Origin of the sequence: Clostridium nigeriense (assembly GCF_050585245.1) — a bacterium.
GTDB lineage: Bacteria > Bacillota > Clostridia > Clostridiales > Clostridiaceae > Clostridium > Clostridium nigeriense_A.
Genome location: NZ_JBNOOF010000001.1, coordinates 645316 through 661471 on the forward strand (window position 1 = coordinate 645316; position 16156 = coordinate 661471).

A 16156-nucleotide genomic window follows, 5' to 3' on the forward strand; every position below is an offset into this window, starting at 1 on the left:
ATTTTTTAAAATATACTTTTCATTAATTACATTTATTTAAATTCTATAACTATCTAAATTTAATTCATACCTTTTCCTCCATATAAAATCAATAAATAAGATCAATATTAAAATCCGTTATTTTTTGATACTTCTTTAATCCATCTTCCTGATTTTTTAATTGTTTTCTTTTGAGTATCCAAGTCTAATGCAATATATCCATACCTATTTTTATATGCATTACTCCAAGACCAACAGTCTATTGGAGTCCAAGAGTGATATCCAAAACAATTTGATCCCTCTTCTATTCCTTTATACAGATATTGTAAATGCTCTTCTAAGAACTCAATTCTATAATCATCCTGAATTGATCCATCTTCATTTTTATATTTTTCTTCACCTTCAACACCCATTCCATTTTCAGAAATATACCATGGAATATTATTATAGTTATCTCTTATATTTATAGCTATATCATACATACTTTGAGGATAAATCTCCCATCCCCTATATGGATTCATTCTCTTATTAGGCATATCATAATAATCAAAGTACTTTTCTGGCATCCAACCTTTTGATTCATCAAACTCATTCTCTTTAGCTTTAACTCTTCTTGGTTGATAATAATTAACACCTAAAAAGTCAATTCTATTTTCTTTTATTATCTTAAGCTCTTCCTCTGTAGACTGCCATAATACTCCATCTTCATTCAAAAGATCTACTAAAAGACTTGGAAATTCTCCATTTACTGCTGGATCTAAGAATGAATAGTTAAACATAGTATCTGCTATTTTAGATGATCTTAAGTCCTCTTCACTATTACTTCTTGGATATGCTGGAGTTAAATTAAGAACTATACCAATTCTTCCTCCATCCTTTTCACATTCAAGTTCTCTAAACTTTTTAATTGCTTTAGCTGAGGCTAAATTTATATTATATAACACTTGAACCGCTTTCCTTCCATCTACTACTTTTGGATAATGGAATTGATATAAGTATTGTCCTTCAACAACTACCATTGGCTCATTAAAGGTTGTCCAATGTTTTACCCTATCTGAAAATAGTTTAAATGCAGTTTCAGCAAATTTAACAAATAACTCTACTACATGCTTTGATTCCCATCCACCATATTTATTATATAATTCAACTGGTAAATCAAAGTGATGTAGGTTTATTACAGGAATCATTCCATTTTTTATTGTTTCATCTATAACATCATTATAAAATCTTATTCCATCTTCGTCTGGCTCAGCAGTTTCTAAATCCTTTATAAGTCTTGTCCACTGAATAGATGTTCTAAAGCTATTTAAACCAATTTCTTTCAACATAGCTAAATCTTCTCTATAACTATTATAAAAATTTGATGTTACTTCTGGTCCAACTTTATCAAAAAAGACTTCTGGCTCTACTTCATACCAATAATCAAATACACTTTTATGTGGCTTATTAAATGTTCCTTCACACTGTGGCCCTGATGTTGCCGATCCCCACCAAAATCCTTCTGGGAATGTATACTTATTACTCATTATTCTCTCTCCTTTGATTATAATAATTATTAAACTATATATAATAAAAGATATACTTCTATTATATAATGATAATGTTTACTTACTATATTTTCATATTACTTCTTAATTTGTATATATTTATATTAACTGCTTATTTACTATATTATATTAAATTTTGTTTTTGTAAAAAATTGTATAAAGCACCTAGTTTATTTGCATCATTTCCATATTTACAAATCCTAACTATTGGTTTTATTGTAGCATATGGATTAGAGTTCTTAACTTCATCTATCTTTTTATTTACTTCATCTAAAAATCCTTTTCTTTCACAAATAGCCCCACCTAAAACTATAACCTCTGGATCATAAGTATATTGAATATTGTATATGCCTATAGCCATATATCTAAAAAATCTATTTACTTCTTCTATTGCTATTTCATCGCCATTATCATATAACTCAAATGCTTTTATACCATTAAAGTTATCCATACTTATCCCTTTTCTATCTGCAATAAACTTTGAAACTGCAAAAGTTGAACCTGCCATACTCCATGATAAATATTTTTGATTATAAACATCTATATCTACTAAGCAATATCCAAACTCACCACCATGTTTATGAACACCTGAATGTATCTTTTTATCTTTAACTAATGCTCCCCCTATACCTGTCCCACAAACCACAAAAGCGCAATCATTTTCCTCCTTAGCTGCACCCAGCCAGCATTCTCCTAATGCTGCACAATTAGCATCATTTTCTATTTCTGCTTGCAACCCTGTCATCTTATTTAATATTTCTTTAAAATTTGGACCATGTATGTAAGGCAATGCACTCATACCGCCAATAATTCCTGTTTCATTATCTACTGCACCAGGTGCACTTAATGCAATACCTTGCAAAGTATATTCTTCCTTTAAATTATTAACCTTATTAGATAACTCTTCAAAAAATCCTTCTATTGTTTCAGCTATAGCTATTTTACCACTAATAAGTATAACTCCTTTATTATTAATTACAGACCATTTTACTGATGATCCACCTATATCAAACACTATATAATTCTTCATTTCGATTTCTCCTTTTAAAAACTTTTTCTCAGATTTAATTTCAATACATATACATAAAAGCATCAGAGTTTTTTTAATCAAATATTTATTAGATTGCCTTGAGATATTCTAAATTATTATATACACTTATACTTTTAAGGCTAAGCTAATTTAAAATAAATTAACTTTCCTGAATAATCTCCATATAAGCTAACATTAATACCAGAATACATTAATGCTCCACCAGATAAAACTTCATTAGTTTCCTCATTAATATACATCTTACTATCTAATAGTCCTTTTAACTTAATTCTTCTACTATGATAATTAGGCCTTCCTAATACTTGAATACATGTAACTAAAACTTCACTTTTATCTTTTGACACTACAGCCCAACAATCAAAACTATTGTTTTTTGAGAAATTTTCTATACGATAATAATCTCCAGTTCTTACTAAGTCATTATATTTATGATACATAGATATTTGATCTGGAATCATCTTTCTATCTTCTTCCGGTATTTTAGTCACATCTAATTCATAACCAAAAGTTCCCGCAAGAGCTACATATCCCCTTGTTTCAAAAGGCGTAGTTCTTCCTACTGTATGATTTGGACAATCACTAACATGCGCTCCGATTGCAGAAAGTGGATAAACCATTGCTGTACCTTCCTGAATTTTTAATCTTTCAATTGCATCAGTATCATCAGAGCACCAAATTTGAGGACTATAATATAGCATACCTGGATCAAATCTAGCTCCCCCACCTGAGCAATTTTCTAATAAAATATATGGAAAATCATTTGTTAATCTATCCATCATATCATAAACTGCTAAAACATACCTATGAAATATTTCTCCATGTTGGTCAGAAGGAATAGCAATACTTCCTAAATCAGTTAATTGTCTATTCATATCCCACTTTACATAAGTTATATTAGCACTTGAAAGTACTTTTTTAACACTTTCATAAATATAATCAACTATCTCTTTTCTAGATAAATCTAATACATATTGCTCTCTACATAAAGCTGGTGTTCTACCTTCTATATGAATACACCAATCTGGATGTTCTCTATAAAGATCTGAATTTGGAGATATCATCTCTGGTTCAATCCATATACCAAACTCCATACCTAAATTATTTACTTCATCAACAAGATTTTTTAATCCACCTTCTATTTTTTCAGTATTAACGACCCAATCACCTAATGATGAATTATCACTGTTACGCTTTCCAAACCAACCATCATCCATTACTAGCATTTCTATACCAAGTTCTGAAGCTTCTTTTGCTATTGATAATAATTTTTCAGTATTAAAATCAAAATAGGTAGCCTCCCAATTATTTATTAAAATAGGCCTCTTCTTATCCTTAAATTGACCTCTTATTAAATGATTACGATATAGATCATGGAAAGTTCTTGTCATTTTACCTATACCTTTATCAGAGTATACCATTACAACTTCAGGAGCTACAAATTCTTCATTCTCTTTTAATTTCCATGAAAAATCTTCTGGATTAATTCCCATAACTACTCTAGTTGTATCAAATTGACATCCCTCAACTTGTGTAAAGAAATTTCCAGAATAAACAAAATTGAATCCGTATACATTTCCACTTTCATCTGTAGCAGAATTATCTAATAACGCAATAAATGGATTATCTTGATGACTTGATTCTCCTCTAATCGTAGAAACGGAATGTTTTCCATAGCTTATTTTCTTTCTTGAGATATGCCTTTCCCTTGCCCATGATCCATGTAGAGAAATCATATCATAATTAATTCCATCAAAATCTATACATGTAGATAGAACCTTAGTTAGAAATACTTCATCTTTTGAACAATTCTTTATACGCACACTTCTAGTTATTACATCTAGCTCTTCAAAAACAGTGTATAATAAGACTACTTCTAAATTCAAATCATTATCTAAACAGGTTATCTCAAGACTTGTGCAACTATTATCATCTCCAAATGTGGACGGTAATCCTTTTAAACTTTTCTTTCCCTTATAAATTTTATGAGAAGAATATTGAATCCTACATGCTGTATGTCCATTTTTATCTTTTACTCTAAGGCATGATTCTCTAAAATCACCTATCCCATATGTTGAGTATTCTGTTGGAAAACTATCATAAAATGACACTCTATCACGATTATTTTTTGAAGGCACATACGGAGGTTCTTCTAATCTTAATAAATGATTTATATTGTTATCTATTATCTTTTTGCCGAAATAGACATGACCTAAAAACCTTTCCTCATCTACAATTGCTATAATATAAGATGTATCCCTAGCATCAAGTTTAAATACTTTATGTTCTTCTATAAATTTTATACTCATATATATCTCTCCCCCTACTTGAAAATAAAAAACTATCGCTAAAGCTTTTGTAACTCTAATACGATAGTTATTATTAATGTCTTATATATTTTTATAATATTACTCAATTATCTTTTATTTTTAAGATTTATCATATCTCCAAATATTGGTGTTGCTAATCCAAAGCCACCTGATACATCTATAATTTGTCCTGTTGTATATGCTGATTCATCACTTGCAAAATAAACTACAGTTGCTGCAATTTCCTCTGGATTTCCCATTCTTTTAATAGGTATATGCTTTAAGAAAAATTCTTTAAATTCATCAGTTAAAGCACCTTTAACTGCATCAGTAGCTGTCATACCTGGTAATACTGCATTACAACGTATATTATCCCTAGCACATTGAACAGCTATAAGTTTAGTTAAATAATTTATTGAAGCCTTACTTGTAGTATACGCAATTTGTGAAATATCTGGAATTATACCTCCAATCGAAGATATATTAATTATAGATCCTTCACCATTTTTACTCATATATTCTATAGCTTTTTGAGATGATATAAATACACTAGCTAAATTTGTATCAATTGTGTTTATATACTCTTCATAACTTGTATTTTTAATATCTAAATCTAATTTAGGATTAGAAGTACCAAAGTTATTAACAAGAACATCTATTCTTCCTTCATTTTTAACAGTTTCTTCAATCATAGAAACATACGTATCTTTTTTATATGCATCATTATATACAGTTTTTACTCTATACCCTTCATCATTTAGTTCTTTAGCTACTTCTCCTGCCTTCTCTAAATTACGAGCTGCCATATATACAATAGCACCTTCTTTTGCACAAGCTTTAACTATAGCCAAGCCTATTCCCCTTGTAGATGCTGTAACTAATACCACCTTATCTTTTAATCTCATATAAATACATCCTTCTTTCCAAAAAATTAAATAAAAAATTGTCGAGACCTCTTTGAGCCATCATTTTTAGTGTATCTGTCCTTACGCGCTTACCAAGGAGAAAATGGCAGGTCCACTTTATTCTCTTTTATCTTTTAGAAACCTATGCTCTTTATATTTATTACATTTAAAGTTATCAACAATTCTATATTTTTATTATCATCATTATAGATCTTTTTATAAATATAGTAAACCCTAATTAATATATATAAGTATACCTATTTATACAAATTCACCACAAATATTAAATATTTTAAAATGATCTATTTATTAATATTTCTAGCGTAGCCTTTTAATCCAAATATGATACTTTAATATAAGTAGTTCATACCATCTGATTTAATAAAAATCCATGGCATTTCCGCCATGGATTTTTTATTTCAATTTATAAATTATGTTATTTTTGTATTTTTATATGTATTTATTATATCTATACTTTAATCAGCATTATAAACTTCTTCATCTAACATTCCTTCAGACTTCGCAACTACAACACTTGTTGCTGCATCTCCTACTACATTTAAAGATGTTACAAGCATTTCTATAGGCCTATTTATAGCAAGTATTAATGAGTAAGCAAGTATCGCTCCATCATTGTTATATCCCATTCCTGATAATACTGTAAAAAGTATTATTGCTCCCGCTCCTGGTGCTGCTGGAGTACCAGCTGATGCTATTAATGCTATTAACGCAATAACAATTATATTTCCTACTGTTACATTATAACCTGCTGATGATGCTATAAATATTGTTGCAATAACTTGCATTATTGCAGTCCCATTCATGTTTATAGTCATTCCAAGAGGTAATATAAAAGATGCTATATCCTTATCAACACCTAGTTCTTCAACTGTCGTCTTGGTATTTAACGGTAATGTTGCTGCTGAAGATGAAGTTGAAAATCCAAATAAAGCAACTTTTCCCATTTTCTTAACAAACTTAATTGGATTAACCTTAGCTCCTACAGCTATAAATATTGCATATCCAAATATTAAGAATAATAATAATGTAAATATTGTAACTACTACATATACTAGAGCTGGCTTTAAATTGTCTATACCATATATTGCAAATGTTCTTGTTATAAGTACAAATATTGCAATTGGTCCAAACTTAGTTATTACGAAACTTAAAAATACAGTAATAATAGAATTAACTTCTTCTAATAAGTTTTTTAATATCTTAATCTTACCTTCTAAATTATTAATACATAATCCTACTACCACGGCTATAAATACAACTGCAAGCACTTCAGTATTTTTAGAAAATACCGATATAATATTATTAGGTATTACACTTACTACTACAAGTAATGGATTTGAAGAACTTGCTACTCCTGCTTGTGCTGAAAGATTATCTACGTTAGCAGTAAATAAACCTAAGTTTTTAATTATAAATCCTACTATTCCTGCTAATGCTAATGCAAAAAATGATGTTATTAAGAATCCTGATATAGTCTTAAATGAAATACGTCCAAGCTTCTTAGTATCACTTATTTCACACATAGCTAAAGCTATAGAAGTAAATACCATTGGTACAATTATAAGTTGAAGTGAGTTAACAAATAGTTGTCCTATAATATAAAAAATTCCTAAAGCGCTTGTGGCACCTTCTGCAGATATGTCTTGGAATAAAATATTATTTATTTTCCCCCATAAATCTGCATTTCCATTTGCTATTAAATTTTCTCTTAGTAATAAACATCCTATACCTACTACTAACCCTAAAACTAGAGCAATAGCCATTTTTATAGCTACTCTATTATTGTTGTTTACTTTCATTTTATTTTCTCCTAATTAGTTATTTCCCTATTTGTGAGACCTAAACAACTACATAAGGTTTCATATACTTAAATTCTAATACTTTTTAGTCATACATGTTTTACATAACTAAAAATAGTCAAGGCGACTGTGGAGCGTCAATTTTTTTAGTGCATCTGCTCCTTCTGATCTTGCGAGGAAAACTAGCAGGCGCACTTTATTATCTTTTATTCTTTATTATTTATGTCTTTATATTTATTAGATGTTAAAGTTATCAACAATTTATTAGCAAACAAATATAATTTCCTAAAGAATAAAAAAGCCTTCCTAATAAGGAAGGCTACTATAACTCTACTAATAACTTTTTATTTTAATTTTCATTACGATAAAAAGTTAAACTTTATAAGTATACTATAACTTCCTTGCTGATTTCTCGAATCAATTTAAAGGGATTTTTTCTTATATTATCATTCAATATAAAGCTTGTCAATCTTTGTCTAACGTATTCTCTATGATTATGTATAAATTTAAATTTTCTAAATACTCTCACAATCATTAAATATTCTATTTTTCTATTACAATTCCATTTCCTTTTAATTTTAAACTTCAACAGACATATAATAAAGTTTTGCTGCATCACCTTTTTTAATAGTATGCTTACCAGCATCTAATTTTACCGTAACTATACCTTTATCCGCTTTATATTTAACTCCATCAACAAGTATATATTTTGAGAAACTAGAATCTAATACTAAAGTTAAAGTTGCAGTACTATCTGTAGTAAATGAGATACTTGTACTAGTTTCAATTTTTAGATACTTAGTTAAAAGTAATCCATTATATACTCTTCCAGTTTTATTTGTTCCTAAGTTACCTTTTATAGTAAAATATGAACTTTCAATACCTGAATCTGTGAAATTCTGAACATTAATGTCATCTGTTTCTGGTGTTTCTGGAACCTCTGGTTCTGATGGAACTTCTGGTACTTCTGGCTCTGATGGAACTTCTGGTACTTCAGAATTATCACCATCATCAGGGCTAACAACTACAGAATTTCCTCCAATAGAAACTATATCAGACTTATAATTTAGAAGTTTTTCCATAAGAGCCTTATTTACTGATGATAATTCATCATCTGCATTTGTAAATGTCCATGTAAAATCTCCCCCATTAACTCTTCCTGCATAGTCAGTAACAATGCCTACCACATCTTCTACATTATCTGCTTCATATTTATACATTTTTGAACTTGTATCAAAATTATTATAAGTTGTTCCTCCACTTACTGTCTTATATGACGTTGGCACAACTTCATCTCTTGAACTTGCAAGATAAGCATCAAACTGTACAGCATCATCCTGTGCATAAATTAAAGACTTTTCTCCAGTTATGCTATTATTATAAGCCTTAATCATTCCTCCAGCTTCACCAGAAAATGTTCCAGCAGATTTTCCAGCTATATCTGAACCTTGTAGAGAACTAAGCATTGGATATTTACAATTTCTAAATGTATTTGCTTCTACAAAAGCTGATGCTCCTTTTGTAACACCAACACCATATTTTGAATTTCCATCAAAATAGTTATTATAAATATGAATTGTTCCTACTCTAATACGTGGATGTCTTGAATCTGAATGATCAAACCAGTTATGATGATATGTTACAAAAAATTCTTCTGAATCACTCATGCCACAAAGTGAAGACTTTCCTGAATCCCAAAAATGATTATATGAAATAGTAACATTAGTAGATTTTCCCTTAACATCTGCTGAACCATCGCCCTTAGCTTGGTCAGTATCACTTCCTGCTGTTCCATAGAATATATCATTATTATGAATCCATATATTTTCATTATCTGTATCTAAAGAAATAGCATCATCAGGGAAAAGCATTATTCCAAGATTTCTAACTTCTACATTTCTTGAGTTTCTTATAAGAATCCCCCAACCATTTATTGTAGCATCTTCACCTACACCTTCAAGAGTAAGATTATAACATCCCTTTAATTGAATATATCCACTACTGTTAAGACCAGATATATCTGATGCTTTAATTTCCCCAATTATACGTATAATAAGATGAGATTTATCGTAACCTTTTTGACGCTTTGATAAAATGTCAACAAGACCAGTACATGTAGTTTTAGATCCCTTTGAGTTTGTTATAACATCAGCCTTTATTGTATTTATATTATCTGCTGTAACATAAAGTGTATTAGCATCTTCAGCTACGGTTCCATCATCATTATATCCACCTGATGCAGTCCCCATAACAGAGTCTTTTGAAAAAGCAAAACCTTCTCTTGTATGAGCCTTAACATTAATTGATGAAGTAACTACAGATTTTAATGTATTTTCCTTTCCATCAAATAATGGTACTATCTTTATAACATAAGATCCTTCTTCAATTCCAAGTACATCAGCTCTAAAATAAGATGAATATTGTCTTATTAATTCGCTATCTAACTGTCTGTATTTAGAATCAACTTCTCCTATTCCTTTATAGTATACATTATAACCTGATGCACCTTCTAAACCTCTCCACTCAACACTTGCATTTTCTAAATCACCATAAGTATCTAAAATAACTATATTTTCTTTATCATAATTACTTATAGATGTTGAATTAACACTGTTATCTAATTTATAAGCACTAACAGAAGTAGCTTGTGTAATTGCAACTGATGATACTAGTGAAATAGCCATGACCTGCAGACATAACCTTTTAGACATACACCTGTTTTTCTTTATTTCTGATTCTTTATACATTTTTATTCCCCTTTTTAATATATTTATTAAAAAGTGCATTAAAAAAGCTGCTCCTAAAGAGCAGCAGAAATAATCATCAAAACCATTAATAAATATATTTATTATATATGACAAATATATTTAGATTAATTTTAATAAAACAAAAAGTAATGCACTCTTTGGCAACTGGCTGACATAGTTTATTAAAACCTTAGTCCCTATAGCTTTGCGTCCTTAGATTTCTCTAAGTTTGCCTATTAAATTTTACTGACTAATTATATATAATCATTTTATGATTGTAAAGATAATTTTATATATTTTAATTAATAATTTTATTTTATAATAAATTTACTATTTATAGATATACTTTATATTTTAATCCATCTATAAATATAGGACCTATCTAAAAAATTATTTCTAGATAAATAATCCTTAAGTACTATTCTAAGATATTCTACATTATATTTCTCGTTTATATTATTAGCTAAAGCTTTATAGCCAGTACCTCTTTGTAAATAGTCTGAGGTAGCAACACTATAATATTTTTCTTCATCAAGTTCTTTACCATTTACAATTATTCTATTAATTCTATTACCATCATGTTCAATCATAGCACCTGAAATATGAAGTTTTCCTAAAAATCTTCCTCTAAAGCCTGGTCCTGCACCATCTTGGTAACAAATCTCTGGATTTAAAGATTGCTCTAACGCCGCCTTTATATATTTACCTTGTATCTCCATATAAGTTGGATTTAGTGGTGACGGACATATTTCAATTAATTTCTTAAAAGATACCTCACCTTTTCTTATACCACTATTCATAATTCCACTATTAATTAAACCAATATCACAATTAAATATATCCCTAATAGCATCTGCTAATAAATTAGTTAAAGGATTCTCCTCCACCACATCATGCCACATATCTCTATCTATGCTATAAAGAGATACTCCAAGATTATCCTTTGCAATTTTTCTATTTTTCTCAATAATCTTTAAAATATTTTCATCCATCTCTACATTCTTTATATTAATATTTACTCCATTGATATTAGTTATATTTCCATCATACTCAAAGTCTAAAGCTCCTAAATTCTCACCATAACAGCCTGACATATGAATAACAGTATTTTTAACTATCTCTGGCTCTGACATAAGATCATGACTATGACCATCAATTATAATATCTATTCCTTCCATAGTATTAGCTATATCAGTATCTTCAATAAGTCCTAAATGTGAAAGCAAAATACATACATCATATTTTCCTTCATTATCTCTTAACTCTTTTTTAATTTGCTCTTTATAATCAAGAGTATCCATACCTAAAAGATGAAAAAAAGTTTTAAAATTAGGTGATGTTCCAATTATTAAAAATCTCACTCCAGATTTATTAATTATTATACTTCTTTTAACTCCTTTGATACTACTTCCATCTAAATGAACCAAGTTACAAGATAAGAATGGTATACTCTCACAATTTACCATAGAATTTAGAATCTCTAAACCTTCAAATCCTTCATTGTTACCAATTGCAATAGCTTCATAACCTGCCTCTAAAAGCAACTCTGATCCAGCTTTTCCACCTGTACCTTGAAGCATTACATCTTTAAAATCATGATAATCTCCAGCATCTAAAATCAATGTATTTTCATCTTTCAACTCTTTTATTTTAGTAGTAATTCTAGCAAAATTTTCAAACCTACTATGAATATCATTAGTATGTAATATCTTAAATCTCATAATTCTATCCCCTTCTAATATATTAACTTTATTGCTAACATTGATATAATTCCAACTACTACAGTTCCCAATAGACTTTTAGTTATAATTGCCACTAAGAATGTTGGTAATGCTGCTAGTAATTTTTCATTATTGAATATTGATATTTGTCCATTTGAAATAAGTAATTCTTGAGCTAAAAGAGCTGATAAGACTGCAACTGGTATATAATTTAGCCAATTTACTACTTCTTTTTTTAATTTCACATTATTTAAGAAAACTAAAGGTAGAACCCTTGGTAAAAGAGTTACTACTCCTGATCCTATAATTATAATTAAAACATACGAACTTACTTTCATTTATCCATCACCACCCCAATTGTCGCTCCTATTACTGTTGCAATAATGACACTTATATTTCCAGAAAATAATTTACTACATATAAACATTGATATAACTGTTAGTACTGCAATAATCACATTTTTCTTATATTTACTTTCTTGACATATTTGAATTATTAATAATCCTATAAACATAGCTGGAAGAGCAAAATCTAAGCCCAAATTCGTTGGATCTTCTATAAACTCTCCAAATACCCCACCTAAAATATTAGCTATTAACCAATTTAAATGCGCTGTTATATTAAGTCCTAACATCCAATTAAAGTTTACTTTTTTACTTTTTGATCCTTTATTAGCTGCAACTACAAAAGTTTCATCAGTTAATTCAACCCCTATTATAAAGCTCTTTAATTTTGAAAGGCCTTTAAAATATGGTGCTATTGAAGCACTTAATAATAAATGTCTTAAATTTACTAAGAATATAGTAAAAATTGTAGAAGAGATTGATGCATTTGACATTATCATTGCTGCCGCTGTAAATTGTGCTGAACCAGCATAAAGTATAAGCCCCATTAGAATTATTTCTAAAATACTCATGCCTGAAGTTTTTTCAACTACTCCAGCAGCGAATCCAATACTTAAATATCCAAGCAATGTTGGAATACAATCCTTAACTCCTTGTTTAAAATTCTCTTCATTATTTACTACATCCTTTTCTTCTAATTCAAATATAGTATTTTCATTCATTAGAAGCCCCCCTTATATTTACTTATTATGTAGAAAAATTTCTATTAGGAACCTAAAATTCTTACAAATCACTAGTTTCATTTAACATAATACATAGAAAATAAATAGATATCTCAAAATAATTATGAGACATCCATTTTTCATTAATTCTTGTATTAATCTCTTATAAATTTTTTATTAATTAATAATCTTCATAACAACTCTTTTCTTAATTCTTCTCCTGATTTTGGAGATAAATAACTAAATGGAATATCTAATACTGTACGAGCTCCTATTTGACCTTCTTTATGCAATCTATAAACTGCTCTTGCATAAGCTACTAAAACACTAGAAGTAAACTCTGGATTACTATCAAGCTTTAAACTAAATTCCATTCTCTGCTTTGTTCCATCTCCAGTAACTCCTGTCCGAATAACGAACCCTCCATGAGGCATACCCTTATGATTTTCGTTTAGTTCTTCTTGAGTTATGAAATGCACTATTGTATTATAATCTGCAAAATAATTAGGCATATTTATGATTTTATTTTTAACATAATTCAAATCTGCATCATCTTCTGGAACAACATAACAAACTCTCTCATGTTTTTCTCTAGCTGAAAGTTCTATATTTTTTCCTGTTCTAATCATATCAATAGCATTTTCAATAGGTACAGTATATTGAACTCCATCTTTAACTCCCTCTACTCTTCTAATAGCATCTGAATGTCCTTGACTTAAACCTTTGCCCCAAAAAGTATAATCCTGTCCACTTGGAAGTACTACCTGACCTAAAAGACGATTTAATGAAAATAATCCTGGATCCCAACCAACTGATATAAGTCCAATAGTCCCTGCATTTTTTGTTACATCGTCTAACTTATTAAAATGCTCTGGTATCTTTGCATGAGTATCAAAACTGTCTACTATATTAAACATCTTTGCAATTTCTGGTGTCTGCTTAGGTAAATCAGTAGCAGAACCACCACAAAGAATCATAACATCAATTTTTCCTTTATAATTTTCCACCTCTGAAATATGTACCATTTTTGAGGTAGCTAATAATCTATCCGGATCTCTTCTTGTAAATATGGCCTCTAGTTGAAAATCTGGATTTTGCGATAATGCTAATTCTACGCCTTTCCCAAGATTTCCATAACCAACAATCCCTACTCTAATCTTATTACTCATATACTTCCTTGACTCTAAAGCCAATTTCCCCCTTTTATAAATTCTAAATTTATTTTTATAACAATATTATCATATTTTCATATTTTTTCCCATATAATCTTTTTTTATATTTAGTATTTTAACCTTGTTCTAACTATTAAAATATATCGATAATTCAACTTATGGTAACTAAAAATCAATTAAAAAGCTTAATTTTATTATTATTTATGCCTAATTATCATCATAAAATTGTCAATATAATATTAAGAATATATTGACAATTTATTCAAAAAAATCTAAAATAACTATTGTAGTTAGTAATAGTTAACTTGAAATTTACTAATACTAAACTTTTCTCAAATTTTGTATAGGAGGTTTTATGGATATTGCATTTTTATTAAGAAAATATTTATCTATTGGATGGAATTAAATTAAAATTATTGGAGGTTTATTATGAATATTGAACAATTAGGAAGACACATTTTAGTAGAGTATTATAACTGTGATAAGGAATTATTAAAGGATCATTCAGCTATTGAAAAACATATGAATCAAGCTGCTAGAGAAGCAAATGCAACAATAGTAACTAGCTGCTTTCATGAATTTAATCCATGGGGAGTAAGTGGAGCTGTTATTATACAAGAATCCCATCTTACAATTCACACTTGGCCAGAATATGGTTATGCATCAGTAGATTTATTTACATGTGGTGATAGTATTAATCCATGGAATGGATTTAAATACCTTGAAAAAATATTAGGTTCAGATAGAAGCGAATCTACCGAAGTTTCAAGAGGGCTAGTAGATAAAATTAGAACTTTTGGTGATGGTCAATATGATCAATTAGTAATGTCCCATAAATTGGAGGTATAAAGAGATGAATATGGAGTTATGGTATACAGAAAATCAAACAAAAAATGTTAATTTCTCAATGAAAGTAAAAAATCATCTTTATTCTGCTCAAAGTGACTTTCAAAAAATAGACATAATAGACACTTACGAATTTGGAAAAGTTTTAGTTATCGATAATTGGACAATGCTAACTGAAAAAGATGAATTCATTTATCATGAAATGATAACCCATGTAGCACTTGCTACAAATCCTACTATAAAAAATATTCTTGTAATTGGTGCTGGAGATGGTGGTACAGTTAGAGAACTTACTAGATATAATTCTATTGTAAATATAGATATGGTTGAAATAGATGAGTTGGTTGTTAAAGCTTCTATAGAACATTTACCTTTCACATCAAATAAATTATCTGATCCTAGAGTTAACTTATACTTTGAAGATGGAATAAAATTTGTTAAAGGTAAAGAAAATCTATATGACTTAATAATTGTTGATTCAACTGATCCCATAGGCCCCGGTGAAGGTTTATTCACAACAGAATTTTATACAGATTGCTATAATGCCTTAACAGAAAAAGGCATATTAATAAATCAATGTGAAAGTCCTTACTATTCGCATAATGCATATGAAATGAAGAGGTCTTATAATAAGCTAAATAATCTATTTGATATATGTAAAACATATCAATACCATATGCCAACTTACCCATCTGGACATATGATATTCTGTTTTGCATCAAAAATATTAGATCCTATTAAAGATTTAGATGCTGAAAAATGGAATGATCTAGGTTTAGAAACAAAATACTATAATACAGAATTACATAAGGGAGCTTTCTATTTGCCTAATTATGTAATAAATATGTTAAATAAAGAAGAAGAATACTAGTAAATTTCTAAATACTAAACCACTAAGCAATTTTTGAGTCTATTTGCTTAGTGGTTATTTAACACTATCTATTTATTATTTTCTAATCCTAATTATAAGAATATATAATTATCTTCTGAAGTAGC

12 protein-coding genes and 1 riboswitch are annotated in these 16156 nt (G+C 28.8%); of the genes, 2 read left to right on the forward strand and 10 right to left on the reverse strand.

The annotated features are described in order from the left end of the window. Window positions 1-107 precede the first annotated feature (107 nt). The 10 genes from ACQPUY_RS03085 to ACQPUY_RS03130 form a co-directional block, all read right to left on the reverse strand. Window positions 108-1505 carry a glycoside hydrolase family 1 protein gene (locus ACQPUY_RS03085; protein ID WP_430839452.1) on the reverse strand — a complete coding sequence of 466 codons (1398 nt, stop codon included), beginning with the start codon at window positions 1503-1505 and terminating at the stop codon, window positions 108-110. A 145-nt stretch (window positions 1506-1650) separates the two neighbouring features. After that, window positions 1651-2556: an ROK family protein gene (locus ACQPUY_RS03090; protein WP_430839453.1), complete on the reverse strand. Its 906-nt coding sequence runs from the start codon at window positions 2554-2556 to the stop codon at window positions 1651-1653. Between the two features lie 140 nt (window positions 2557-2696). Further along, complete coding sequence (locus tag ACQPUY_RS03095) at window positions 2697-4883, reverse strand: alpha-galactosidase (RefSeq protein WP_430839454.1); 2187 nt, start codon at window positions 4881-4883, stop codon at window positions 2697-2699. A gap of 107 nt (window positions 4884-4990) precedes the next feature. After that, entirely contained in the window at window positions 4991-5788 is a 798-nt protein-coding gene (gene hdhA, locus ACQPUY_RS03100; RefSeq protein ID WP_430839455.1) for a 7alpha-hydroxysteroid dehydrogenase, read from the reverse strand. A gap of 476 nt (window positions 5789-6264) precedes the next feature. After that, complete coding sequence (locus tag ACQPUY_RS03105) at window positions 6265-7608, reverse strand: dicarboxylate/amino acid:cation symporter (protein WP_430839456.1); 1344 nt, start codon at window positions 7606-7608, stop codon at window positions 6265-6267. A 578-nt stretch (window positions 7609-8186) separates the two neighbouring features. Then, window positions 8187-10355, reverse strand: a complete 2169-nt coding sequence (locus ACQPUY_RS03110) for a pectate lyase family protein (protein ID WP_430839457.1) — start codon at window positions 10353-10355, stop codon at window positions 8187-8189. 157 nt (window positions 10356-10512) lie between these two features. Then, a riboswitch (cyclic di-GMP riboswitch) is annotated at window positions 10513-10599 on the reverse strand. A 103-nt stretch (window positions 10600-10702) separates the two neighbouring features. Next, window positions 10703-12076 (reverse strand): bifunctional metallophosphatase/5'-nucleotidase, encoded by a 1374-nt coding sequence (locus ACQPUY_RS03115; RefSeq protein WP_430839458.1) that lies wholly within the window; start codon window positions 12074-12076, stop codon window positions 10703-10705. A gap of 14 nt (window positions 12077-12090) precedes the next feature. Beyond that, entirely contained in the window at window positions 12091-12414 is a 324-nt protein-coding gene (locus ACQPUY_RS03120; RefSeq protein ID WP_430839459.1) for an AzlD domain-containing protein, read from the reverse strand. Next, entirely contained in the window at window positions 12411-13142 is a 732-nt protein-coding gene (locus tag ACQPUY_RS03125) for an AzlC family ABC transporter permease (RefSeq protein ID WP_430839460.1), read from the reverse strand. The genes ACQPUY_RS03120 and ACQPUY_RS03125 overlap by 4 nt, the downstream gene beginning before the upstream one ends. 191 nt (window positions 13143-13333) lie before the next feature. Further along, window positions 13334-14311, reverse strand: a complete 978-nt coding sequence (locus ACQPUY_RS03130) for a diaminopimelate dehydrogenase (RefSeq protein ID WP_430839461.1) — start codon at window positions 14309-14311, stop codon at window positions 13334-13336. Window positions 14312-14749: 438 nt separating this feature from the next. On the opposite strand from ACQPUY_RS03130, the gene speD reads away from it, so the two are divergent. Beyond that, the gene (gene speD / locus ACQPUY_RS03135; RefSeq protein ID WP_430839524.1) at window positions 14750-15163 is read left to right on the forward strand and encodes an adenosylmethionine decarboxylase; all 414 of its coding nucleotides are present in this window, start codon (window positions 14750-14752) and stop codon (window positions 15161-15163) included. A 10-nt stretch (window positions 15164-15173) separates the two neighbouring features. Further along, window positions 15174-16031, forward strand: a complete 858-nt coding sequence (gene speE, locus ACQPUY_RS03140; protein ID WP_430839525.1) for a polyamine aminopropyltransferase — start codon at window positions 15174-15176, stop codon at window positions 16029-16031. Window positions 16032-16156: the final 125 nt, after the last annotated feature.